General features: G+C 63.8%; 22 protein-coding genes. 7 read left to right on the top strand and 15 right to left on the bottom strand.

Annotated elements, in window-relative coordinates:
- Positions 1-1,992 (top strand): DNA polymerase I (gene polA, locus AU465_RS22350; protein WP_192253084.1); only part of this gene is annotated, 1,992 nt, incomplete at its 5' end.
- Positions 1,993-2,221: 229 nt separating this feature from the next.
- Here polA and AU465_RS22355 read toward each other — a convergent pair.
- From AU465_RS22355 to AU465_RS22390, 8 genes are all read right to left on the bottom strand, one after another.
- Entirely contained in the window at positions 2,222-2,626 is a 405-nt protein-coding gene (locus tag AU465_RS22355; RefSeq protein ID WP_040972454.1) for a Fur family transcriptional regulator, read from the bottom strand.
- Positions 2,627-2,752: 126 nt separating this feature from the next.
- Positions 2,753-3,799, bottom strand: a complete 1,047-nt coding sequence (mgrA, locus tag AU465_RS22360; RefSeq protein ID WP_192253364.1) for an L-glyceraldehyde 3-phosphate reductase — start codon at positions 3,797-3,799, stop codon at positions 2,753-2,755.
- A gap of 112 nt (positions 3,800-3,911) precedes the next feature.
- The gene (locus tag AU465_RS22365) at positions 3,912-5,054 is read right to left on the bottom strand and encodes a Gfo/Idh/MocA family protein (protein WP_192253087.1); all 1,143 of its coding nucleotides are present in this window, start codon (positions 5,052-5,054) and stop codon (positions 3,912-3,914) included.
- 11 nt (positions 5,055-5,065) lie between these two features.
- Complete coding sequence (locus AU465_RS22370; protein ID WP_192253090.1) at positions 5,066-5,812, bottom strand: sugar phosphate isomerase/epimerase family protein; 747 nt, start codon at positions 5,810-5,812, stop codon at positions 5,066-5,068.
- Between the two features lie 33 nt (positions 5,813-5,845).
- A complete protein-coding gene (locus AU465_RS22375) occupies positions 5,846-6,949 on the bottom strand; it encodes an ABC transporter ATP-binding protein (RefSeq protein ID WP_192253367.1) in 1,104 nt (367 codons plus the stop codon).
- 2 nt (positions 6,950-6,951) lie between these two features.
- On the bottom strand, positions 6,952-7,881 hold the full coding sequence (locus AU465_RS22380; protein WP_192253093.1) for a carbohydrate ABC transporter permease: 930 nt from the start codon (positions 7,879-7,881) through the stop codon (positions 6,952-6,954).
- Positions 7,874-8,767, bottom strand: coding sequence for a carbohydrate ABC transporter permease (locus tag AU465_RS22385; protein ID WP_192253096.1), 894 nt, complete (start codon positions 8,765-8,767; stop codon positions 7,874-7,876). The genes AU465_RS22380 and AU465_RS22385 overlap by 8 nt, the downstream gene beginning before the upstream one ends.
- Before the next feature lie 85 nt (positions 8,768-8,852).
- Positions 8,853-10,091, bottom strand: a complete 1,239-nt coding sequence (locus AU465_RS22390; protein ID WP_192253098.1) for an ABC transporter substrate-binding protein — start codon at positions 10,089-10,091, stop codon at positions 8,853-8,855.
- A 385-nt stretch (positions 10,092-10,476) separates the two neighbouring features.
- Between AU465_RS22390 and AU465_RS22395 the strand changes: the two genes are divergently transcribed.
- On the top strand, positions 10,477-11,532 hold the full coding sequence (locus tag AU465_RS22395; protein ID WP_192253101.1) for a LacI family transcriptional regulator: 1,056 nt from the start codon (positions 10,477-10,479) through the stop codon (positions 11,530-11,532).
- A gap of 25 nt (positions 11,533-11,557) precedes the next feature.
- Here the strand turns inward: AU465_RS22395 and AU465_RS22400 are convergent, their stop codons facing one another.
- Positions 11,558-12,013 carry a DUF2269 family protein gene (locus tag AU465_RS22400; protein WP_192253104.1) on the bottom strand — a complete coding sequence of 152 codons (456 nt, stop codon included), beginning with the start codon at positions 12,011-12,013 and terminating at the stop codon, positions 11,558-11,560.
- Positions 12,014-12,166: 153 nt separating this feature from the next.
- On the opposite strand from AU465_RS22400, the gene AU465_RS22405 reads away from it, so the two are divergent.
- Positions 12,167-12,727 (top strand): TetR/AcrR family transcriptional regulator, encoded by a 561-nt coding sequence (locus AU465_RS22405; RefSeq protein ID WP_312891300.1) that lies wholly within the window; start codon positions 12,167-12,169, stop codon positions 12,725-12,727.
- Positions 12,728-12,753: 26 nt separating this feature from the next.
- Here the strand turns inward: AU465_RS22405 and gnd are convergent, their stop codons facing one another.
- The 6 genes from gnd to AU465_RS22435 form a co-directional block, all read right to left on the bottom strand.
- Positions 12,754-14,181, bottom strand: coding sequence for an NADP-dependent phosphogluconate dehydrogenase (gene gnd, locus AU465_RS22410; RefSeq protein WP_192253110.1), 1,428 nt, complete (start codon positions 14,179-14,181; stop codon positions 12,754-12,756).
- 116 nt (positions 14,182-14,297) lie between these two features.
- Positions 14,298-15,932 (bottom strand): copper resistance CopC/CopD family protein, encoded by a 1,635-nt coding sequence (locus AU465_RS22415; protein WP_192253113.1) that lies wholly within the window; start codon positions 15,930-15,932, stop codon positions 14,298-14,300.
- Between the two features lie 52 nt (positions 15,933-15,984).
- The gene (locus AU465_RS22420; protein ID WP_192253116.1) at positions 15,985-16,503 is read right to left on the bottom strand and encodes a YcnI family copper-binding membrane protein; all 519 of its coding nucleotides are present in this window, start codon (positions 16,501-16,503) and stop codon (positions 15,985-15,987) included.
- A gap of 37 nt (positions 16,504-16,540) precedes the next feature.
- Positions 16,541-17,068 (bottom strand): copper chaperone PCu(A)C, encoded by a 528-nt coding sequence (locus AU465_RS22425; protein WP_192253120.1) that lies wholly within the window; start codon positions 17,066-17,068, stop codon positions 16,541-16,543.
- Positions 17,069-17,161: 93 nt separating this feature from the next.
- Positions 17,162-17,509: a DUF2946 family protein gene (locus tag AU465_RS22430; protein WP_192253123.1), complete on the bottom strand. Its 348-nt coding sequence runs from the start codon at positions 17,507-17,509 to the stop codon at positions 17,162-17,164.
- A 127-nt stretch (positions 17,510-17,636) separates the two neighbouring features.
- A complete protein-coding gene (locus tag AU465_RS22435; protein WP_192253127.1) occupies positions 17,637-18,539 on the bottom strand; it encodes a GntR family transcriptional regulator in 903 nt (300 codons plus the stop codon).
- A 210-nt stretch (positions 18,540-18,749) separates the two neighbouring features.
- Here AU465_RS22435 and AU465_RS22440 point away from each other — a divergent pair, with 210 nt between their 5' ends.
- From AU465_RS22440 to AU465_RS22455, 4 genes are all read left to right on the top strand, one after another.
- Positions 18,750-20,300 (top strand): UxaA family hydrolase, encoded by a 1,551-nt coding sequence (locus AU465_RS22440; RefSeq protein ID WP_210325205.1) that lies wholly within the window; start codon positions 18,750-18,752, stop codon positions 20,298-20,300.
- A gap of 46 nt (positions 20,301-20,346) precedes the next feature.
- A complete protein-coding gene (locus AU465_RS22445) occupies positions 20,347-21,345 on the top strand; it encodes an aldo/keto reductase (RefSeq protein ID WP_192253133.1) in 999 nt (332 codons plus the stop codon).
- Between the two features lies 1 nt (position 21,346).
- Positions 21,347-21,610 carry a hypothetical protein gene (locus AU465_RS22450; protein WP_192253136.1) on the top strand — a complete coding sequence of 88 codons (264 nt, stop codon included), beginning with the start codon at positions 21,347-21,349 and terminating at the stop codon, positions 21,608-21,610.
- A gap of 76 nt (positions 21,611-21,686) precedes the next feature.
- Positions 21,687-22,682 carry an ABC transporter substrate-binding protein gene (locus tag AU465_RS22455; RefSeq protein WP_192253139.1) on the top strand — a complete coding sequence of 332 codons (996 nt, stop codon included), beginning with the start codon at positions 21,687-21,689 and terminating at the stop codon, positions 22,680-22,682.
- Positions 22,683-22,863: the final 181 nt, after the last annotated feature.

The raw sequence follows: 22,863 nt of genomic DNA on the forward strand, positions 1-22,863 counted from the left end.
GGCGCGCCGCGGGCCGCGGCGACGCCGAACGGCGCCGCGAAGCCGGCCGCTCCACCTGTCGGGGGCGAGGATGCTCCGCCGCAGGGCGACACCCCTTCCCTGCTCTCGGCGCTGCGGCTGGAACAGGCGACGGCGCGCAGGATCGACCCTTCGGCCTACGTTGCCATTCGCGATACGGCCGCGCTGAATGCTTGGATCGCCGAGGCGAAGGAAGCCGGCATCCTGGCCTTCGACGCCGAGACCACCTCGTCCGACCCGATGCAGGCCGACTTGGTCGGCCTCTCCATGGCGGTCGCGCCGGGCCGGGCTGTCTACTTGCCGCTCGCCCACATGAGCGGCAATGGCGACCTGCTTGGCGGCGGCCTTCTGTCGGACCAGATCCCGGTCCGTGAAGCGCTGGCGCTGCTCAAGCCCCTGCTCGAGGACAGGTCGGTCCTCAAGATCGTGCAGGACATGAAATACGATATCGTCGTGATGAGCCGGCATGGCATCGAGGTCGGGCCGTTCGACGACACGATGCTGGTCTCCTACGTGCTCGATGCCGGCACGTCCGGCGGCCACGACCTCGCCTCGCTGTCGGAGAAGTGGCTCGGCCATGCCCCGGCCTCGAAGAAGGAGCTTGCCGGCTCGGGAAAGAGCGCCGTCGGCTTCGACCAGGTCGACATCGGGCGGGCGACCGCCTATGCCGGCGAGCAGGCCGACCTGGCGCTGCGGCTCTGGCAGTTGCTGAAGCCCAGGCTTGCCGCCAAGGGCCTGGTTTCCGTCTATGAACGGCTGGAGCGCCCGCTGGTGCCTGTGCTCGCCCGGATGGAGCAGCGCGGCATTTCGGTCGATCGCCAGATCCTCTCCAGGCTGTCGGGCGAGCTGGCGCAAGGCGCCGCCCGTGTCGAGGAGGAAATCTACGGGATCGTCGGCGAGCGCATCAACATCGGCTCGCCGAAACAGCTCGGCGACATATTGTTCGGCAGGATGGGCCTGCCGGGCGGGTCCAAAACCAAGACAGGTCAGTGGTCGACCTCGGCGCAGCTTCTGGAAGACCTCGCCGCCGAGGGCCACGAGCTGCCGCGCAAGATCGTCGACTGGCGCCAACTCACCAAGCTGAAATCGACCTATACCGACGCGCTGCCGGGCTTCATCAACCCCGGCACCAACCGCGTCCATACCTCATACGCTCTGGCGGCGACCACGACCGGCCGCCTGTCCTCATCCGATCCCAATCTGCAGAACATCCCGGTGCGTACCGCGGAAGGCCGCAAGATCAGGACCGCCTTCATCGCCGAAAAGGGCCACAAGCTGGTTTCGGCCGACTACAGCCAGATCGAATTGCGCGTGCTTGCCCATGTCGCCGAGATCCCTCAACTCAAGCAGGCCTTCGCCGACGGCGCCGACATCCATGCCATCACGGCGTCGGAAATGTTCAACGTGCCGGTCGAAGGCATGCCTTCGGAAGTGCGCCGGCGCGCCAAGGCGATCAATTTCGGCATCATTTACGGCATCTCGGCCTTCGGCCTCGCCAACCAGCTGTCGATCCCTCGCGAGGAGGCGAGCGCCTACATCAAGCGCTACTTCGAGCGCTTCCCGGGCATCCGCGACTATATCGAGGAAACCAAAGCCTATGCGCGCGAATACGGCTTCGTCGAAACGATCTTCGGCCGCCGCATCCACTATCCGGAGATAAGGTCCTCCAATCCATCGGTCCGCGCCTTCAACGAGCGCGCCTCGATCAATGCGAGGCTCCAGGGCACCGCCGCCGACATCATCCGCCGCGCCATGGTGCATATGGAAGAAGCGCTGGAGAAGGCGAAGCTTTCGGCCCGCATGCTGCTTCAGGTCCACGACGAACTGATCTTCGAAACGGTGGAAGCGGAGGTCGAGGCGACGATCCCCGTCGTGCGCCGCGTCATGGAAAACGCGCCGATGCCGGCCGTCTCGATGTCGGTGCCGCTGCATGTCGATGCGCGGGCCGCCGACAACTGGGACGAGGCGCATTGAGTTTTCCGCCTTCACGCACAGCAAGCCAGCCGTAGCGATCCTTCGCGTCCTGCCGGACATCTCCACCATTTGGGAGATCAGATGTCGCCGCCGTTTTCGCCAATCGCCAGCGGTGCAGGAATGTTGGCATGGGCGGAGTTGCCAATCTCGCCCCAAATGGTGGAGATGTCCGGCAGGACAGAGGGGGGCGCTGTCCCGCCGGCTTAAAGAGTTTTTATGCTACGCTGCGTTAAGCCGCCTCGGCCCTGCACTTGGCGCAAACCCCCCGAAACTCGATCACCGCCTTCTTGGCGGCGAAACCCGTCGAGCGCACCCATTCGTCCAGCCGGTGGTCGACATCGTGGTCGGACATCTCGGTTACCTGGCCGCAGCTGTCGCAGATGGCGAAGGCGGTCATCGAATGGCTGTGGTCGTGCGGCTCGGCGCAGGCGACGAAGGAGTTGAGGCTTTCCAGCCGGTGCACAAAGCCCGACTTTACCAGCGTGTCGAGCGCGCGGTAGACCTGCAGCGGCGCCCGGAAGCCGCGCTCGCGCAGCTGGTCGAGCAGCATATAGGCGCTGAGCGGCCCGCTGGCGGCTTCGAGCTTCTCGAGCACGCACAGCTGGTTCTTGGTCAGCGTATCCCTTGCCGTCATCTTGTCCGTCCGGTCGTCGCGCCGTTTCGCGAGTCGATTGTGCACGCAAACGGTCTCAGGTCCATGAGATAGCGACGATCGAGCATTTTTGCCACTGTTTCCGCAGTCGGCCGCCCGGCGCGGCCACTACTTGCGCGACGGTCCCTTGCGCTCGGCGGATGCCGCCCAAAGGTTGATGTCGGCCTCGCGTGCGTAGGTGTCGATCTCGGCCAGTTCGGCATCGCTGAACTCGAGCGCCTTGAGCGCCCCGACGCAATCCTCGACCTGTTCGGGCCGGCTGGCGCCGATCAGCGCCGTGGTCACGCGTCCCTTGCGCAATACCCAGGCCAGCGCCATCTGCGCCAACGTCTGGCCGCGCCGTCCGGCGATGGCGTTGAGCGCCTTGATATTGGCGATCGACTTGTCGTTGATGAAGGCCGGACGCAGCGACTTGCCTTGGGATGCGCGGCTGCCTTCCGGGATGCCGCCGACATATTTGTCGGTCAGCATGCCTTGCGCCAGCGGCGAGAACACGATCGAGCCGATGCCGAGCCCCTCCAGCGTGTCCAGAAGCCCATCCTCCTCCACCCAGCGGTTGAGCATCGAATAGCTCGGCTGGTGGATCAGGCAAGGCGTACCGAGTTGCCTCAATATGTCGGCCGCCTCGCGCGTGCGCTGCGAATTGTAGGAGGAGATGCCGGCATAGAGCGCCTTGCCCGAACGCACGGCATGATCGAGCGCGCCCATGGTTTCTTCCAGCGGCGTCTCGGGGTCGAAGCGGTGGGAATAGAAGATGTCGACATAGTCCAGCCCCATTCGCTTGAGGCTCTGGTCGAGGCTCGCCAGCACATATTTGCGGCTGCCCCATTCGCCATAAGGGCCGGCCCACATCTCATAGCCCGCCTTGGTCGAGATGATCAGCTCGTCGCGATAGCCGGCGAAATCGGTGCGCAGGATCTCGCCGAACGCGGTCTCGGCCGAGCCGGGCGGCGGGCCGTAATTGTTGGCGAGGTCGAAATGCGTGATGCCGAGGTCGAAGGCCTTGCGCACGATCGCCTGCTTGGTCCTGTGCGGCGTGTCGTTGCCGAAATTGTGCCACAGCCCGAGCGAGATGGCCGGCAGCTTGAGGCCGGACCGCCCGCAGCGGTTGTAGATCATCTTCTCGTAGCGGTTCTCGGCGGCGACATAGGGCATGGGGAAATCCTCGGAATCGAAGCGACGCGGCGAGCGCCGCGGCGAATTTGAATCGATGCTTGTCCCCATCCATACCCTCTCCCCGCCGAAACGGGGAGAGGGTAGTTGCCACCTACTTCTTCTTCGCCAGCAGCGCCTTGGCTTCCTTGATGCCAAGCGCCGCCGGCCGCTCGCAGGTTGTCTGCATGGCGACGAACTTGCCGCTTTCGCCGGAGCGCAGGATGCCGGTCATGACGTCGACGGCGTGCAGCGCCAGCTCCATCGAACAGCGGTGCGGCCGCCCTTCGGCGATCGCGATCGCCATGTCGGCAAGGCCGGCGGTGCGGTAGTTCGCCATCATGCCGTGACCGTGCATCTCGTTGGGCACACCGAACGGATGATCCCACTTCGGCAGCTTCTTCACCGGCTTGGTCGCGTCGGTGAAGCGCACCTCGCCGCCGAAGAAGTTCGGGTCCGGCACGAAGACGGTGCCCGCCTCGCCATAGAGCTCCATCGGCGCGTGGCCGTGGCTCCAGACGTCCCAGCTGGTGTTGAGCGTCACCACCGCGCCATTCGCGAATTCGAGCAGCGCATGGATGGTGGTCGGCGTGTTGACCGGGATCTTTTCGCCCGCGCGCGGTTTGGAGCTGATAGTCCGCTCCTTGGCTGGCGTCGCCGCAAAAGCCGCCACCTGCTTCACCGGCCCGATCAGCTGGATCAGGTTGGTGACATAGTACGGACCGATGTCGAGCACCGGCCCGGCGCCCGGCTGGAAGAAGAAGTCCGGATTGGGGTGCCAGTGTTCCATGCCGTGGCCCATGACATGGCAGGTGCCGCTGGTGATCTTGCCGAGCTTGCCGCTGTCGATCAGCTCGCGCGCCAGCTGATGCGCGCCGCCGAAGAACGTGTCCGGCGCCGATCCGATGCGCAGCCCTTTCTTCTCAGCCAGTTTCTTGAGGTCGAGCCCCTCCTCGATCGACAGCACGAAGGGCTTTTCCGAATAGACGTGCTTGCCGGCCTCGAGCACCGCTTTCGACACTTCGTAGTGCACGGCCGGAATAGTAAGGTTAACGATGATGTCGATCTCGTCGTCCTTGAGAAGGTCGTCGACCGTCTCGGCGCGGAGCTTGAACTCCTTCGCCCGCATCTTCGCCGCATCCATGTTGATATCCGCGCAGGCGCGCATCTTGATGCCGCGGAACAGCGGCGCCAGCGAGAAATACGCCTTCGAGATGTTGCCGCAGCCGATGACGCCTACGCCAAGTTTGTTTGCCATGATGGTATGTCCTAGTAATTCTTGACGGATTCGATCGAGCGACGGGCGAAGCGCTCGATGTCGTTGGGGTTGTCCTGCTCCATGACGAAATACTGCGCCGCGCTCTTGGCGCGCAACGCCTTGATCAGGCCGGGCCAGTCGATGGTGCCGTGACCCACATCCGACCAGCCGTCCTCGTCCAGCCCTTCGCCGGGCTTGGCCATGTCCTTGACGTGGACGGCATTGATGCGCTTGCCGTGCTTCTCGATCCAGGGCAGCGGATCGGCGCCGCCGCGCACCACCCAGGCGACGTCCATCTCCCAGCCGATATCGGGCGCCGCGGACAGGATATGATCCTGCGGCAGCGAGCCGTCGGCGAGCGCCTTGAATTCGAAATCATGGTTGTGCCAGGCAAAGCCGTAGCCGGCCTTCTCCGCGGCCTCGCCGACCTTGGCGAGCCGCTCGCCGAAGCCGCGCCAGCCGGCGGCATCGCCCGGCCGCGCATCGGGCATCAGGTAGGGGCAGATCAGCAGCTTGACGCCAAGCGCATCGGCGATTTTTCGCACGCCGTCGAAATCCTTCTCGAGTGCCTCGATCGAAAAATGCCCGGTCGGCATGGCGAGCCCGTTCTTATCGAGCTCGGCGCGGAATGCCTTGGGATCGTCATAGACGCCGCCAAAGCCTTCGACTTCCTTGTAGCCGAGCTCGCCGAGCATTTTCAGCACGCCGTCCCATGGCTGGAAATTGCGGGCGCTGTAGAGTTGGAATGACCAGTTCATCTGTCCTGTCCGTTCTGTTTGGTCTTGGGGAGGTTAAAGGCGATTGTCGGTCTCGGCGTCGAACAGCGAGGCACGCGCCGGATCGAAGCCGATGCGGATCGCATCGCCGTTGCGCAGCGTCTTGTCGGCTTCGACGCGGAAGGAGATGATCTGGCCGCCGAGCTTCGTCCACACCAGCGTGTCGGAGCCCATCGGGTCGACGATCTCGACCGTCGACTCGGCGGTGAACGGCATGGCCCTGGCGGCTTCGCCAAATTCGATGTGCTCCGGCCGGATGCCGAACACGCAAGGCTTGGCGGCGCGTCCGCTTTCGTTATCGAACTGATAGCGGCCAAGTGGCACCGAAACACCGTCGGCCTTGAACACCGGCGCCTCGCCCGCTTCCAGGTGCCCGTTGATAAAATTCATCGCCGGCGAACCGAGGAAGCCGGCGACGAAGCGGTTGACCGGGCGATTGTAGATCGTCTGCGGCGCGTCGAGCTGCTGGATGACCCCGCCCCTCATGACGGCGATGCGGTCGGCGAGCGTCATCGCCTCGATCTGGTCGTGGGTGACGTAGATCATGGTATTCTCGAGCTTGCGGTGCAAAAGCTTGATCTCGACGCGCAGTTCCGAGCGCAGCTTGGCGTCGAGGTTGGACAGCGGCTCGTCGAACAGGAACACGTCGACGTCACGCACCAGCGCCCGCCCGATCGCCACGCGCTGCCGCTGGCCGCCGGAAAGCGCCGAAGGCTTGCGCTGCAACAGCGGCTCGATCTGCAGGATCTCCGCCGCCCGCGCGATGCGTTTGGCGATCTCATCCTTCGGCACGCCGGCAACGCGCAGCCCGAACGAGAGGTTCTTCTCCACCGTCATCTGCGGATAGAGCGCATAGGACTGGAACACCATGCCGATGCCGCGGTCCTTCGGCTCCTCCCAGGTGACGTTCTTGCCCTTGATGAAGATGCGGCCTTCCGAAATGTCGAGCAGGCCGGCGATGCAGTTGAGCAAGGTCGACTTGCCGCAGCCCGACGGCCCGAGCAGCACGATGAACTCGCCCTCGGCGACGTCCAGATTGAGCGTCTGCAGAACCGAGACCGAGCCGAAATTCAGCGACAGGTTCTGGATCGAAACGCTGGGATCGGCGATTGCAGCCATCATCATCCTTTCACCGCGCCGGCGGCGATGCCGCGCACGAAGAGCTTGCCGGAAACGAAGTAGACGATGAGCGGCACGAGGCCGGTCAGGATGGTGGCGGCCATGTTGACGTTGTATTCCTTCACGCCCTGCACCGAATTGACGATATTGTTGAGCTGCACCGTCATCGGATAGGTGTCGGGACGGGTGTAGACGACGCCGAACAGGAAGTCGTTCCAGATACCGGTCACCTGCAAGATGATGGCGACGACGAAGATCGGCAGCGACATCGGCAGCATGATGCGCAGGTAAATGCCCCAGAAGCCGGCGCCGTCGACGCGCGCAGCGCGGAACAGCTCCTCAGGCATCGACGTGAAATAATTGCGGAACAAAAGCGTCAGGATCGGCATGCCGAAGATCGAATGCACGATCACCAGCCCGGTGAGCGTGCCGTAGATGCCGATCTCGCGCAGGATGATGACGATCGGATAGATCATCACCTGATAGGGGATGAAGGCGCCGACGATCAGGATGACGAAGAAGGTGTCGGCGCCCTTGAAGCGCCAGTTGGCCAAGGCATAACCGTTCACCGAGGCGATCGCGATCGACAGCAGCACCGACGGCACGGTGATGCGCACCGAATTCCAGAAGCCGCGCGAGAGCCCGTCGCAATTGAGGCCGGTGCAGGCTTGCGACCAGGCTTTGACCCAAGGCTCGAAGGTGATCTCCAACGGCGGCGAGAAGATATTGCCGAGGCGGATTTCCGGCATGCCTTTGAGCGAGGTCACCACCATCACGTAGAGCGGCAAAAGATAATAGAGCGCCACGACGAGGAGCGTTCCGTAGAGAAAGATGTTGCGACGCGAGAGCGCATGCCGCGGCTTCGGCCCGCTCGGTCCGGACGCTGCGGATCTGATGGCAGCCGCTTCGGCGGCGACGGAAACGTCAGCCACGCTTCTTGCCTCCGAATTCGAGATAGGCCCATGGCACGATGACGATCACCACCGAGAGCAGCATCATGGTCGAGGCCGCAAAGCCCTGGCCGAGATTCTGGGCGAAGAACATGTAGTCGTAGACGTATTTTGCCGGCACCTCGGAGGCGATGCCCGGGCCGCCGCTGGTCTGGGCTACGACGAGGTCGTAGACCTTGACGATGCCGGCGGCGATGATCACCAGCGTGGTGATGAAGACCGGCCGCATCATCGGGATGACGATGAAGAGATAGGTCTTCCACATCGGTATGCCGTCGACCCGCGCGGCCTTCCAGATATCCTCGTCGATGCCGCGCAGGCCGGCCAGCATCAGGCACATGATCAGTCCCGTGCCTTGCCAGAGCGCGGCGATCGAAATGCCGTAGATGACGATGCTGGAATTATAGAGCGGGTCGAAGCTGAAGCTCGTCCAGCCGAGGTCGCGCACCACGCGCTGGATGCCGAAATCCGGATTGAGCAGCCACTGCCAGACCAGCCCGGTGACGATGAAGGAGAGCGCGAACGGATAGAGGAAGATGGTGCGGAACGTGTCCTCGAAGCGGATCTTCTGATCGAGGAGTGCTGCGAGGACGAAGCCGATGACCAACGAGAACACCAGCGCGATCACGCCGTAGATCAGAAGGTTCTCGATCGACACCAGCCAGCGCGGCGTCGCCCACAATCGATAGTACTGGTCGAGCCCGACGAAATTCAGCCGCGGCAGCAGCTTCGAATTGGTGAAGGAATAGAGCACCGTCCAGGCCGTGCCGCCGACGAAGACCACGAGCGCGGTCAGGATCATCGGGATCGACGCGACCTTGGCATTGAGATTGCGGAAGAGTTGGTTCGGGCGTTCGCTGTTGCTCATCTCGGCAGCCGCGCTGGGACAATGAGGACATCATGCTCCCGACCCGGGATAGGCAGGGGCCGGGAGCTGGCGGGGGCGCCGTCGATCAATCGGCCGAGGCGATGATGCCGGCGAAGCGCTTCTGCGCCTCTTCGAGCGTCATGTCGGGCTTGGCGAAGAATTCGGAGAACAGATCCTCCTTCTGCTTCTGGCTGTCCTGCGAGAGCAGCTGGTCCGTCCACGGGATGACGGCGCCCTTGGCCAAGATGGCGAGACCCTTCTTCATGCAGTCGTTCGCCGTGTTGAGGTCGACGTCGCCGCGCACCGGCAGCGAACCCTTCTTGAGATTGAAGGCGACCTGGGTCTTCGGATCGAGCAGGGTCTCGGCCAGAACTTCCTGCGCCTTGGACTTGTCGGCATCCTTCAGCAGCGGGAAGTAGAAGGCGTCGCCGCCGGTGGCGATGACCTCGTTCAGGCCAAGGCCGGGCAGGCAGGCATAATCCTTGCCGGCGGTCTTGCCGGCGACCTGGAATTCGCCCTGCGCCCAGTCGCCCATGATCTGGCCACCGGCCTTGCCGGTGATGACCAGATTGGTCGCCTGGTTCCAGTCCTGCACATTGGTGTTCTTAGCCATCTTGCGGGCGTCGTCGGCGGCCTTGAACACCTTGGCGATCTCAGGGCCGCCGGCGAATTTGGCGTCCTTTTCCTTGTAGACCTTGAGGAAGGCGTCGGTGCCGCCGACCGCGGCAAGCAGCACGTCGAAGGCGCCCGATGCCTGCCAGGGCTGCCCGCCGACGGCGAGCGGGATAATGCCGGCCTTTTCCAGCGCCGGCGCGGCGGCCACGAATTCATTCCAGTCCTTCGGCATCGGCACGCCAGCCTTCTGGAAGGCTTCGTTCGACAGCCAGAGCCACTGCCAGGAATGGATGTTGACCGGCACGCAATAGATCTTGCCGTCGATGGTGCAACTGTCGAGCAGGCTCTTCGGCCGCACGATTTCCGTCCACTTGTCCTTGGTGGCGAGATCGGTGAGGTCGCGCATCAGCCCGGCCTGGACAAGCTCCTCCGCCTGGCGGCCGTGGTTGAACTGGGTGGCGCCCATCGGGTCGCCGCCGGTGATGCGGCTGATCATGATCGGCCGCGCCGTGCCGCCGGAGCCGGCGATGGCGCCGTCGACCCAGTGATTGCCGGTCGCATCGAATGCCTTGGCAAGTTCAGCCACCGCCGCCGCCTCGCCGCCCGAAGTCCACCAATGGGTGACTTCGAGGTCGGTCGCGCCCGCCGGTCCGGCGAAGTTCAGCGCGACCGTCGCGGCGAACGCGGCAGTCAGGAATTTGTATCGCATTTCGGTTCCTCCCAGAATCTGAAACGTTACAGATTTTCGATACGGCAAATGGCCGGCATAGGCAACCCCCTCGAATGGAAACGGCATGAGATTTTTTCGGAGCGCGAACAAAATCCCTCTCCAATGGCGATCCGACAGCGCCCAATCCAGTCGGTTGATGCCAGAAGCCGCGAGAAATTGAGATTTCTTTGTGATTCCAGTGGCTTTCAACCCGCTCCGTCGGCACTGACCGCAATGATTGCGGCCTGCCTGTTGGTCACAGGCGTTGGCAATCTGTAACGTTTCAGTATATTGAACCGTGCCACGGGCTGGAAGCCGCGCAAATGTCGATGCGCACGATTGCCGGTCGGCCTCGCGGCTGCTATGCGCCTGATGGGCGGGACGGATGGACAGACGAGCAAGCGAGAAGGACGACGACACGTCGGCTAAGGAACGGCCGACGCTGAAGACGCTCGCCTTCATGACCGGGCTCGGCGTCACGACGGTGTCACGCGCGCTTAAGGATGCGCCGGAGATCGGCGCCGAGACCAGGCGGCGCGTCCAGCTCGTCGCCAAGCAGATCGGCTATCGCCCGAACCGCGCCGGCGTGAGGCTGAGGACCGGCAAGACCAATGTCATCAGCCTGGTGCTTAACACCGAGCACGAGCTGATGAGCTTCGTCTCAGACATCATCTATGGCGTCACGGAAGTGATCGCCGACACGCCCTATCACCTGATCGTCACGCCCTACTCGCGCTCGCAGGATCCGCTCGATCCGGTGCGCTACCTGGTGGAGACCGGCTCCGCCGACGGCGTCATCATTTCACGCACGCAGCCCAATGACCCCAGAGCACGCTACATGCTGGAGCGCGGCATTCCCTTCGCCACGCATGGCCGCACCGACATGGGACTGGTGCATCCCTATCACGACTTCGACAACTATGCTTTTGCCAGCGAAGCCGTGCGGCATCTGGCCGGCATCGGCCGGCGCCGGCTCGCTTTGCTGACGCCACCCATCGGCCTGACCTATCGCGGCCACACTGTGGACGGTTTCACCGATGCGTTGAGCGAAGTCGGCGCCAGCGAAGTGCCGTTCAACACCGTCACGATCGACCATTCGATCGAGCAGATCAGGATGCGGACCGCGCAGCTGATGCGGCGCGAGGATCGGCCGGACGGCTTCGTCAGCAGCGCCGCGGCGGCGACGCTCGCCATTGTCGCCGGCATCGAGGATGCCGGCCTGAAGCTCGGCCGCGATGTTGATGTGGTGTCGAAACAATCGTCGGAACTGCTGCATCTGTTCCGGCGCGAACTGCTGGTGGTCAACGAGAATTTCCGGCTCGCCGGCTCCGAGCTCGCCCGCGCGGTGCTCGGCTGGATCGGCGGCAAGGAACCCGGCTCATTGCAGTCACTCAGCAAACCGGGCGAGGTTCAGGCTTACCGACATTCGGGAGAAAAGTGACGCTGCGCCTCCATGACGGCGATCATCATGCAAAGGGGTTCAGTTCGGGCTTCACTGTCATCAAGGCGACAATGAGCGCAAAGATCGTGATCATGGCTATGCGTCCAGCTAGCGCGCGTTTGTCGCCAGCAAATGCTTTGATCTCTTCACCAGAGATGGCGCCGCGGAGCGCTGTCTGGGCCTGCGCCGCCCAGGGGCGTACGAGCTTGTGCTCGACCGCAATCAAGACGGCGATCAGCGCAAGCGACACCACCAGCCACGGCGTCAGCAGGGACCAGTCGCCAAGAAAGACAAGGACGATGCCGGCAAGCACACCGGCGACCACCAGAAGCCCTGCAAAACGACTGGCAAAGAAAGCCAGTCTGGCCGGCCCTCGCTGACCTCGTCGGGCAGGAACTAGCAGAAGTTCGTTCGCCACGAACAATAGCAAAGCGGCGCACATGGCGTACGCATGGATTCCTAAAACAGTTCCATAGAGCATCTGTCATCGTCCAAATCGTTGGGGAGCGTTGGTAGACATAATGCGAGCGATAGCTCACAATTGTCTACTCGCATTGGGACCGACTGGAAGATGGCACCTAAGCCGCTCACGAATCCAAGGAAGAACGCCTCTCAGGAGAGGTCGCGCGCGACGGTGGACGCGCTTGTCGACGCGACCGCTCGCATTCTGGTCCGGGACGGTTTCGACCGGGCCAGCACCAACCGGATCGCCGAACAGGCCGGCGTGAGCATCGGCTCGCTTTACCAGTATTACCCGGGCAAGGAAGCGCTCGTTGCTGCCGTCATCGATCGTCACAACCAGGATATCATGCAGGTCGTGCGGAGGGTGTTTGCGGAGGTCGCCTCGCAGCCGATCGAGACGGCAGTGCGCCGACTTGTTGCCGTCGCGATCGAGGCGCATCGCATCGACCCCAAGCTGCATCGTGTCCTTGCCGAGCAGATTCCGCGCACGGGACGCCTCGAAAACGTGGAAGCCTTCAATCGTGAAGCCCATGCTCTCTTCAAGAGCTATCTCGAAAGCCACAGCGACGAGCTACGCGTGGCCGATCTTGGACTTGCAGCCTTCGTGTGCGTGACTTCGATCGAAGCGCTGGCCCATAACGCGGTGTTGCACAGCTCTGAGAAGCTGTCGAACAAAGCGGCCGAAACGCTCATTGATGAGGCCACTCGGCTCGTGATCGGATATCTGAAATAGACGTTCCGCGAGAGCGGCGGCTCGTCTCACCCACTCGCCCCGCTGCCCCACGGGCCATGGAACGCCCCCTGCTCGCCGATCCGCTCGAAGCCGTGCGCGCCGAAGAAATCACGCTGCGCCTGGATGAGGTTCGACGTGCCGCGGCCCTGGCGGTAGCTGTCGAAATAAGCGAGCGCCGACGACAGCGCCGGCACCGGCGAGCCCGCCTCGGAGGCCTTGGCCACGATGCGCCTGAGCGACGGATGCGCCTCCTTCATCATGGCGATGAAGGCCGGCGCCATCAAAAGATTCGTCGAAGCGCCGCCTGACCCGAAAGCCTCCGCCATCGTGTCCAGCATCTGCGAGCGGATGATGCAGCCGGCGCGCCAGATCTTGGCGATGGTCGGCATCGGCAGGTTCCAGTTGAACTCCTTCGAGGCGCCGCTCATCACGGCGAAGCCCTGCGCATAGGCCGCGATCTTGCCGGCGAACAACGCCAGTTCGAGATCCTTCAGCAAGGCTGCCTTGTCGCCGGAAATCTTCTCGACGCCGATATTGCCGTAGGCCTTTTCCGCCGCCTGCCGCTCGTCCTTGATCGAGGACAGCACGCGTGCAGCGACCGCGGCCTCGATGGCTGTCGCCGGAATGCCGAGTTGCTGCGCCTCGATGACCGACCATTTGCCGGTGCCCTTCTGGCCGGCACGATCGAGGATGATGTCGACCACCGGCTTGCCGGTTTTCGGATCGTCGGCGGCGAGAACCTTGGCGGTGATCTCGATCAGATAGGAGTTGAGCCGGCCCTTGTTCCAGTCTTCGAAGACCTTGCCGATCTCCTTCGGCCCCATGCCGAGCCCGTCGCGCAGGATGCCGTAGATCTCGGCGATCATCTGCATGTCGGCATATTCGATGCCGTTATGGATTGTCTTGACGAAATGGCCGGCGCCATCGGTGCCGAGCCAGGCGGCGCAAGGCTCGTCCTTGAATTTGGCTGAGATCGCCGTCAGCACCTTCTCAACGCGCTTCCAGGACTCCTCCGTGCCGCCGACCATGATCGACGGCCCGTGACGCGCGCCCTCCTCGCCGCCGGACACGCCCATGCCGATGAAGGTCAGGCCCGAGCCGGAGAGTTCGGAAAAGCGCCGCATCGTGTCACGGAAATTGGCATTGCCGGCGTCGATGACGATGTCGTTGGCCGACAGCACCCCGCGAAGTGCCGCGATCTGCTCGTCGACCGGCTTGCCGGCCAGCACCATGATGATGATCGGCCGAGGCGGCCGGATCGCCGCGGCAAGTTCCTCCAGGCTGTAGCAAGGGACGATCCTGTCCTTCAGCGACCCTGCGCCCTCGACAAAGGCATCGGTGCGCGATCGCGTCCGGTTGAAGACGGCGATGCGGTGCCCGTGCTCGGCGATGTTGAGCGCCAGGTTGGAGCCCATCGTGCCAAGACCGATAAGGCCGATTTCGGCTTTTTCCATCGTTTCTTCCCTGCTTTCGGATCGTTTGTTGGAAGTCGCTTTTGCAAGGATGATTGACGGGCCTTCGCGACCGCGTCAACCGCCTCGCCGAATTGTATCATTGCGAGAAGGGCGGACTAATCGGATCGAATTTCGATTGGTGCCTCGATCTTCACTAACTCGAAATCCGAAACGAGGATATCAAGCCGAGCGTTCCAGCGACCGGGCAGTGGAATAACGAGATTGTCGACCCGCCAGGTGCCGTCGCCGGGTTTCGTCGCCGGCCGCTTGATCGGCTCGATGCCGGAATCCGGCTTCGACAGTACCAGCGTCACCGCCTTGGCGTCGAGCGGACCGAAATCGCCGGTCATGATGACCATCGAAGCGGCCACCTGACCGGCGTGGCCGGGCGTGATGCTGAGGTCGGCCATCGCCTGCAGCGTATGGATATGGACCGACACCGGCTGCGCCGCGGCGATCGCCAGCGCGCGCGGCGGCGGCGTGAAGCGCCAGCCGGCGGCGACGCCGAAGATGGCGAGCACGATCAGCGTCTCGATGCCGATCGAGCGCACCAGCCGTCGTTGCACCTCCGTGTCGCCCGCTTCGGCCGGCGCGGTCAGCGTCCAGCGGTTGACGGAGGCGAGCGTGAACAGGAACAGCAGCAAGGCGAGCTTCAGCAGCAGCAGGCGGCCATAGGCGGTGTTGATCAATGCAGCCGGTGTCTGCACCTGGATGATCGCCAGCACGATGCCGCTTGCGGCGAGCACGGCGACCACGGGCAGGATGGCGCGCGAGAACCGTCGCAGGAAAACCTGCGCCTCCGCCGGCTGGAACCGCAAGGCAAGGCCGAGCGGCGCCAGCGCGCCCGTCCAAAAGGCGATGGCCGCACCGTGCAGGAACACCAGGGGCCGCGTCAGCCATTGCGGCTCGGCGGCACTGGCGTGGCCGCTGGCGGCAAGTGCCGTGCCCACGCCGACGAGCCCGGCGAGCGCAAGCAGCTTGCGAGGAGCGCGCGGTCCGACGAGGGATAGCAATGCAAGCCCAAGCGCGATCAGGGCGACAAGCACCATCCACCCGAAGCTCGTCTCGAGCGCTGTCCGCCAGACGGCCGGCGCGGCGAGACCGGCGAGCGGCGCGCCAAGCGCGTCCAGCCCCTGCAAGCCGAGCGAAACCGGAGCGGCGACCAGTCCGCAGAGCAGAGCGCTGATGACGAAGCGCCGGCCGCACCGCCGGTGTACGGCGAGCCAGGCGAGCGAGAAGGCGCCGCCGACGCCGAGAAAGAGGCCGGCATAGAGAAGGAGCTTGCCGATCCAGATCGCCGTGCGCAGCGACCAGTCGACGGCTTCGCCCGTCTCTGGCGTCGCACTTGGCGCGCCGACGGAAAACAGCGCCGAGCCGCCGACGGGATGGCCGTCCTCCGAGATCACCCGCCAGCTCAGCACATGCGTGCCGGATTTGAGCGTCTCGGGATTGTCGACCTCGACGGTCCGGTAGTTGAGGCGAAAGGAGGTCAGCGCAAGCCGCGTGCCATCCGGCCGCACCAGGGTGAGGACCAGCGGCGAGACCGGCTCGCTGAAGGTCAGCGAAAAATGCGCCGGACTCCGCACCAACACCGTGCCATCGGCCGGATCGGTCGCGACCAGCGCTGCGTGCGCAAGTGCGCGGCATGGCAGCACCAGCAGCGTCATCAGCACGAGAGCCGCGACCAGGCCGCTGCTGACTGGCCCGATGCGGATGCCGCTCGGGCGGGTTGGGAAAGTTGCTGCGTTCATGCGGTCTTTCGAGAAGCGATGGCGCGCCCGAATGGGACGCGCCATCAAGAGATCATTTCTTCGGCAGCAATTTGATGCCGGGCGCCGGATTTTCCAGCGCTTCCTCATCCTGTCCCGCCGCCGGAATCTCGATCCAACGATCCGCGGCGTCGCCGCATTCCTGCACCGCCGGGAAATGGAGCATCTGGCCCGCGGGCAGATCGGCCGCCAGCGAAGCGCGGAAGACGAACTCGTCATAGAAGTCGTCGGGCAGGTTGCCGCCGCTCCAGTCGATTTCCTTGACGCCGGTGGTCAGTGTCTCGCCATAGAGCTGATAGGACTTCTCGTACCTGCCTTTCTTGATCTGCAGCGTCCAGCCGGGCTTCGGCATCGGCTTGACCGAAATGACGCCTTCCGGGATTTGCACGCGAACCGCGGTCGTCGCCTTGCCTTCGCAGCCATGCGGCACGCGTAGAACAGCTTTGTAGGTCGAACCGACGGCCGCTTCCTGGGTTTCGAGCGTGATGTGCGCGAGCGCGGCATTGGTTCCGAGCGCGAAAAGCGCGCCGGCCGCCAAAAGATGTTTTTTCATGAATGTCCCTCTGAATTCGAATGGCGCGGATAACGGATCACTCGACGTGATCGTCCATCTCCGTCTCGCCCATGCCTTCGACAGCGAACTCGACGGTGACGCTGCCGGCCTTCTCGAAGGTTAGCGTCGCCGGGAACTTTTCGCCTTGTTTGGGCTGCCGCTTGAGGCCGATGAACATCACGTGAAAGCCGCCGGGCTTGAGCGCGATCTTTCCACCGGCGGGGATCTCGAGCCCGCCATTGATCGGCCGCATGGTCATGACGCCGTCCTTGACGCCCATTTCATGCACCCCGGCCGTGTCCGAAATATCGGAGGAAATCGACAGCAGCCGGTCCGGCGCGCTGCCCTTGTTGGTGACGGTGAAATAGCCGCCGGCCACCTTGGCGCCCGGAGGCGTGGCGCGCGACCACGGGTGCCCGATCTCGAGGTCACCGGCCTTGAATTCATGTGCCAGGGCGCCGCGAACGCAGGCCAACAGGATAAGGAGGACGAACGCGGCAAGGCCGAGCTGTTCGAAACCGCGCGGACGAGCTTGCGCACGCGCTACAGGAAGAAGATTGGACATGGTTGCTCCATGGGTATGAGATCGCGCCGTCATGCGGTCGCGAGCAGTCTGATCTTGGATGAATGCGCCCGCGAAAGGTTTCGCGGGTTTTCGTCAGACCGTTGCCGGTGGCGCTCGCGGATTGGCGGGAGAGCGGTCGCGGGCGAAATCGAGATGCCGGAAAGCCGGGGGCGGGAAAGCAACTGCTTCGAAGGCCGAGATCCGGGCAAGCGCGCCGCTGTCCGGCGGCGGCAGATGCGCGGGCGAAACCATGCTGCAGCCGAGCGAGCAGCAGGCCGGCATGTGCTGCTGGTGCGGATCGCCGCCCGGAAGCTTGACCGCCCCGTCATGGGTGCAGATGACGTTGCCGAAGGCATCGAGCTGTGAAGGTGCGCCGAAGGCGAAGGCGCCAAGCGCCGACTGGAGCAACAGCAGCAGCGCCGCGACCAACGCGGCCGGCATCCTCCATCGTCTCAGCCGGATATTCAACGGACTGCCTCTTTCCAGCAACTCGGCTGACCCTAGCATGGGGCCGGAAGCCGCAAAATCGGCAAAACCAGGCTGCGGCAACGCGGCGCGATGCGTCTCATCAGGCGGGCTGTAGCTGGCGCCCTTCCGGAATCGAGCTCAGCAGCGTCTGGCGCGCCGACTTCAGATGTTTCCGGCAGGCGGCGTCCACCTTGCCCGGATCGCGCGATTTCAACGCCGCGATATAGGCCAGATGCTCCTGGACCGCGACCTCGTTGCGCTCGCGCTCCTGCGCCTTGTTCCACTGATAGTGATAGTGGAAGATCATCGCGATCACATCGTAGAAATCGACGATGAAGCGGTTGTGCGAGGCGCGGTGGATCAGCCGGTGGAAGCGCTCGTCGAGCTCGGAGAATTCGTTAAAGCGCGTGGCGATCTCGCTGGCCAGTTGACGATGTTCGACCTCCAGCCGGTCGAGATCGGCCCAGACCGCGCTATCCTCCGGCAGTGCGACGAAGGCGGCGGCCGAGCGCAGCTCGAACATTTCCCGGATCTCGGTCAGTTCCAGCGCAAAGGCCCGTGTGAAGCCTTTCAGCACCCAATGGCTGTTGCGCCGCTTCTCGATCAGCCCGAAGCGCGAGAAGCGGATCAGGAATTCCCGCACGCTGGTGGTGCCGACGCCGATCTCGCGCGCCAGCTCCAGTTCGTTGATCTGCATGCCCGCTTCGGCGCCCTCGGCAAGCAGCCGGCGCATGAAGGAGCGCTCGATGATCTCGGCCAGCGAATCGGTCTCTTCCTCGGGAAAGAAATCGTCCGGCCGCGGCGATCTCAGCACCGTCTTGTTGCGTTTGTTCCAGGCGATCAGCCCGGTCTCCTCCATGCGCGAAAGGATGCTGCGCACCGTGGTGCGGCTGACGCCGAGCAGCGTGCCGAGCTCGGGCTCCGACGGCAGGCTCTTGGTTTCGTCGAGCAGCCGCAGTCCGCGGTTGAAGGCGTCCTTGTAGACGTTGTTGCTCTTCGACATGCCCCGTATCCCCCAACGCTTGCGGCGGCCGGCCGGAAGCGCGATATGATCGGTGTTCCTAGCGCAAGCCTCCGAAATGCGGAATCGAATTTCGCCGGCCCTGCCAAACGGGCAACCATGCACCCAAGGGCGCACGCCGCCCCGCGATGAAAAAACAATTGACGCAAAAATGTTTTTTCACGATAAAAGACATTATCCTCAAACGGGCGTATGTCAATCCGCCCGCACTCCCAGGTTTACCCAGGACAGCCGCTCGTGAACGCCGCAAATACCATCCTTCTTTCCCCCGCCGACAATGTCGCAGTCGCCAATGGCCGCATCGAGATCGGCACGGCGTTGCCCGGAGGCGCGCTGGCGGCGGCTGCGATCGAACCCGGGCACAAAGTGGCGATCAAGCCGATCGCGGCGGGCGAAGCGGTGGTGAAGTACGCGCAGGCGATCGGCCGCGCCACTCAAGCCATCGCGCCGGGCGAGCACGTCCACTCGCACAATCTGGTCTTCGAGAGCGGGCGCCTGCCGGTCGTGCCGCCGAGCGAGGCCGAGCATGCCACCGAGGCCGACCGCAAGCGCACCTTCATGGGTTACCGACGCGCCGACGGTCGCGCGGGAACGCGCAACTTCATCGGCATCATCGCCAGCGTCAATTGCTCATCCACCGTCTGCCATGCGATCGCCGACGAGGCCAACCGCACGCTTTTGCCGAAATATCCCGGCATCGACGGTTTCGTGCCGATCGTCCATGGCCAGGGCTGCGGAATGAGCGCCACCGGCGACGGCATGATGGTTCTGCACCGCACGCTCGCAGGCTATGCGCGCCATCCGAATTTCGGCGGCGTGTTGATGGTGGGGCTCGGCTGCGAGGTCAACCAGCTCACCCTCTACGGCCAGAAAGGCGTCGCTGCCGGAAAGCGGCATTTCAACATCCAAGAGGCCGGCGGCTCGCGCAAATCGGTCGAGAAGGCGATGGGCGTGCTGGCCGAGATCGCCGAGGAAGTCGGCCAGTTGCAGCGCGAGCCGATACCGGTCAGCGAGATCGTCGTCGGCCTGCAGTGCGGCGGCTCGGACGGCATGTCCGGCATCACCGCCAACCCGGCGCTGGGCGCAGCGGTCGATATCCTCGCCGGCTGCGGCGGCATCGGGATCCTGTCGGAAACCACCGAGATCTACGGCGCCGAACATCTGCTAGCCTACCGCGCCGCCTCGCCCGAGATCGCCGCCAAGCTCGACAGCTATGTGAAGTGGTGGGAGGACCATACCGCCAAGCATGGCGCTTCGATCGACAACAACCCCTCGCCCGGCAACAAGCGCGGCGGCCTGACCACCATCCTTGAGAAGTCGCTGGGCGCCGTCGCCAAGGGCGGCCAGACGCCGCTCAACGGCGTCTTCGGCTATGCCGAGAAGGTCAGCGGGCACGGCCTGGTGTTCATGGATACGCCCGGCTACGACCCGGTCTCGGCCACCGGCCAGGTCGCCGGCGGCGCCAACGTCATCGTTTTCACCACCGGCCGCGGCTCCTGCTTCGGCTGCCGGCCGACGCCGTCGATCAAGGTCGCCACCAACTCGACCATGTACCACCAGATGGAAGAGGACATGGACGTCAATTGCGGCGTCATAGCCTCAGGCGAGAAGACCATCGCCGGCATGGGCCGCGAGATCTTCGAGCTGATCATCGAGACGGCCTCCGGCCGCAAGACCAAGAGCGAAGCGTTCGGCTACGGCGACAACGAGTTCGTGCCCTGGCATCTCGGGGCGACGCTCTAAGTCCTGTCAAAATAACGCCGGTCGAACGGCAAAGGGGTAGGCTTTGATGAACAAACGCCGGATCGGCGCGACCGCGCTCGAAGTGACCGAGATCAGTTTCGGCGGTGCGGCCATCGGCGGGCTCTATCGCGCCTGTCCGCGCGAGCCCGCGATGGAAACGCTGCAGACCGCCTGGGACGGCGGCCTGCGCTATTTCGACACCGCGCCCTTCTACGGCTTCGGCCTGTCGGAGCGCCGGACCGGCGATTTCCTGCGTGAGAAGCCGCGCTCCTCCTATGTGCTTTCGACCAAGGTCGGGCGCCTGTTCCGGCCGGTGCCGGAGGATCAGGTTCCCGATCACTCCTATGTCGACCCGCTGCCCTTCGCGCTCGACTACGACTATTCCTACGACGGCATCATGCGCTCGGTGGATTTTTCCTACGCGCGGCTCGGCCTCAACAAGATCGATATATTGTTCGTCCACGACATCGGCACCTATACGCATGGCGTCGAGGCGACGAAAATCCATTTCCGCCAGCTGATGGAAGGCGGGCTGAAGGCGCTGGAAGAGCTGAAGTCGTCCGGCACGATCTCGGCCTACGGCCTCGGCGTCAACGAAGTCCAGATCTGCCTCGACGTGCTCCGCCGCGCGCCGCTCGACTGCATCCTGCTCGCCAGCCGTTACACGCTGCTCGACCGCAGCGCGGAGGCGGAGTTGCTGCCGCTCTGCCGCGAGCGCAAGACCTCGCTGATTATCGGCGGCGTCTTCAACTCAGGCATATTGGCGACGGGCCCGGTGCACGGCGCGCATTTCGATTACCTGCCGGCGAGCAGGGATATTCTCGACCGGGTCGGCGCGATGGAAAAGATCGCCGCGGAAGGTGGCTACCCGCTGGCCGCTGCTGCGTTCCAGTTCCCTCTGCACGAGCCTGTCGTTGCCTCGGTGCTGATCGGCACAGCCAAGCCCGCCAATCTGACGCGCAATCTCGAACTGCTCGACATCAAGGTGCCGGCGGCTGAATTCGCCAAATATGATCCTCACACGATCGTCCAGCAGCTCGGCTGAGATGCCGGCGGTCGCGCTTGCCGGCCGCGTGCCCGGCCTTGCTTCAAAATCGTGCGATTCCCGAAAAAGAATGAATATTCCAATTGACGGATTTATGGAATTTTCATTCCATATTGGAAAGGAGGAACGGAAGCATCTGAGTGCCGCCGGAGAGGAGCCGGCAGAGCGGATCCCGCCCCCGCCATCATTACGCAAACGACACCAAACACCGCTTGCATCGGCCGGGGCGATGCACTATCAAAAGGCGGCAAATGTTTTTTATTGATAAAGTTCTGTTTGGCTCGCGCCTATCCAGATGGAGCTTCCGAACCTTCACCGGGCGACCTTTAGGGAGGAACCTAATGAAATTCGTGACCAGCCTTCTCAACCGCCGCGCCTTCGTGGCTCTCGCCGCCGCCTCGATGCTCGCCGGCGCGATGCATTCGGCACCCGCCTCGGCGGCCGACGTAACCATCCCGATCATCGTCAAGGACACCACCTCCTTCTACTGGCAGATCGTGCTGGCCGGCGCCCGCAAGGCCGGCAAGGACCTCGGCGTCAACGTGCCGGAACTCGGCGCCCAGGCCGAGACCGACGTCAACGGCCAGATCTCGATCCTCGAGAACGCGGTCGCCGGCAATCCGGCCGCAGTTGTGATCGCGCCGACCGAAGCCAAGGCGCTCGGCAAGCCGATCGACGAAGCGGCGAGCAAGGTCAAGGTCATCGGCATCGACTCCAGCGCCGAATCCAAGGCGTTCACTTCCTTCCTGACCACCGACAACGTCCAGGGCGGCCGCGTCGCGGCTGACGGTTTGGCGGCTGCGATCGGCGCCGCCAATGGCGGCAAGGTCGAAGGCAAGGTTGCGCTGATCACCGCGTTGCCGGGCGCCGGTTCGCTCGAACAGCGCGCCCAGGGCTTCAAGGAACAGCTAAAGGCGAAATATCCGAGCCTCGAGCTCGTCGCCGACAAATATGCCGACGGCCAGGCCACCACGGGCCTCAACATCGCGACCGACCTGATCACCGCCAATCCGGACCTCAAGGGCATCTTCGCCTCCAACCTGATCATGGCGCAGGGCGTCGGCCAGGCGATCGCTGAGAACAGCCTTGCCGGCAAGGTAGCGCTGATCGGCTTCGACAGCGACGAGAAGCTGATCAAGTTCTTGAACGACGGCGTCATCTCCGGCCTCGTCGTCCAGGATCCGTACCGGATGGGCTACGACGGCGTGAAGACCGCGCTCGCCGCCTCGAAGGGCGAGAAGGTCGAGGCCAATGTCGACACCGGCGCCAACCTCGTCACCAAGGACAACATGAAGGATCCGAAGATCGACGCGCTGCTCAACCCGAAGCTCAACTGAGCGGCATCGCGCCAATCGTTTCCGGGGCCGCGACGCCCCGGAAACATCCGCCGCGGAAAGGCTTGGAAATTCGCCGGCTTGCTACGGAGCAATTCCAGAAAAAGTGCGAAGCCGTGTTCCGTCCGGAATTGCGCGAGTACAAACTCCTAAAGCGGGTCGGCGTTTCATTAGAAGCTGAACC

This window comes from Mesorhizobium silamurunense, assembly GCF_014843905.1.
GTDB classification, from domain to species: domain Bacteria; phylum Pseudomonadota; class Alphaproteobacteria; order Rhizobiales; family Rhizobiaceae; genus Mesorhizobium; species Mesorhizobium silamurunense.

Coding starts and splice junctions, on each gene's coding strand:
- AU465_RS22440 (WP_210325205.1), top strand. CDS start 18,750: ATGTCAATCCGCCCGCACTCCCAGGTTTACCCAGGACAGCCGCTCGTG.
- AU465_RS22450 (WP_192253136.1), top strand. CDS start 21,347: ATGCCGGCGGTCGCGCTTGCCGGCCGCGTGCCCGGCCTTGCTTCAAAA.
- AU465_RS22390 (WP_192253098.1), bottom strand. CDS start 10,091: ATGCGATACAAATTCCTGACTGCCGCGTTCGCCGCGACGGTCGCGCTG.
- AU465_RS22420 (WP_192253116.1), bottom strand. CDS start 16,503: ATGAAAAAACATCTTTTGGCGGCCGGCGCGCTTTTCGCGCTCGGAACC.
- AU465_RS22385 (WP_192253096.1), bottom strand. CDS start 8,767: ATGAGCAACAGCGAACGCCCGAACCAACTCTTCCGCAATCTCAATGCC.
- AU465_RS22455 (WP_192253139.1), top strand. CDS start 21,687: ATGAAATTCGTGACCAGCCTTCTCAACCGCCGCGCCTTCGTGGCTCTC.
- AU465_RS22435 (WP_192253127.1), bottom strand. CDS start 18,539: ATGTCGAAGAGCAACAACGTCTACAAGGACGCCTTCAACCGCGGACTG.
- gnd (WP_192253110.1), bottom strand. CDS start 14,181: ATGGAAAAAGCCGAAATCGGCCTTATCGGTCTTGGCACGATGGGCTCC.
- AU465_RS22445 (WP_192253133.1), top strand. CDS start 20,347: ATGAACAAACGCCGGATCGGCGCGACCGCGCTCGAAGTGACCGAGATC.
- AU465_RS22355 (WP_040972454.1), bottom strand. CDS start 2,626: ATGACGGCAAGGGATACGCTGACCAAGAACCAGCTGTGCGTGCTCGAG.
- AU465_RS22365 (WP_192253087.1), bottom strand. CDS start 5,054: ATGGCAAACAAACTTGGCGTAGGCGTCATCGGCTGCGGCAACATCTCG.
- AU465_RS22395 (WP_192253101.1), top strand. CDS start 10,477: ATGGACAGACGAGCAAGCGAGAAGGACGACGACACGTCGGCTAAGGAA.
- AU465_RS22430 (WP_192253123.1), bottom strand. CDS start 17,509: ATGCCGGCCGCGTTGGTCGCGGCGCTGCTGCTGTTGCTCCAGTCGGCG.
- AU465_RS22425 (WP_192253120.1), bottom strand. CDS start 17,068: ATGTCCAATCTTCTTCCTGTAGCGCGTGCGCAAGCTCGTCCGCGCGGT.
- AU465_RS22375 (WP_192253367.1), bottom strand. CDS start 6,949: ATGGCTGCAATCGCCGATCCCAGCGTTTCGATCCAGAACCTGTCGCTG.
- AU465_RS22415 (WP_192253113.1), bottom strand. CDS start 15,932: ATGAACGCAGCAACTTTCCCAACCCGCCCGAGCGGCATCCGCATCGGG.
- AU465_RS22370 (WP_192253090.1), bottom strand. CDS start 5,812: ATGAACTGGTCATTCCAACTCTACAGCGCCCGCAATTTCCAGCCATGG.
- AU465_RS22400 (WP_192253104.1), bottom strand. CDS start 12,013: ATGCTCTATGGAACTGTTTTAGGAATCCATGCGTACGCCATGTGCGCC.
- mgrA (WP_192253364.1), bottom strand. CDS start 3,799: ATGCCCTATGTCGCCGCCGAGAACCGCTACGAGAAGATGATCTACAAC.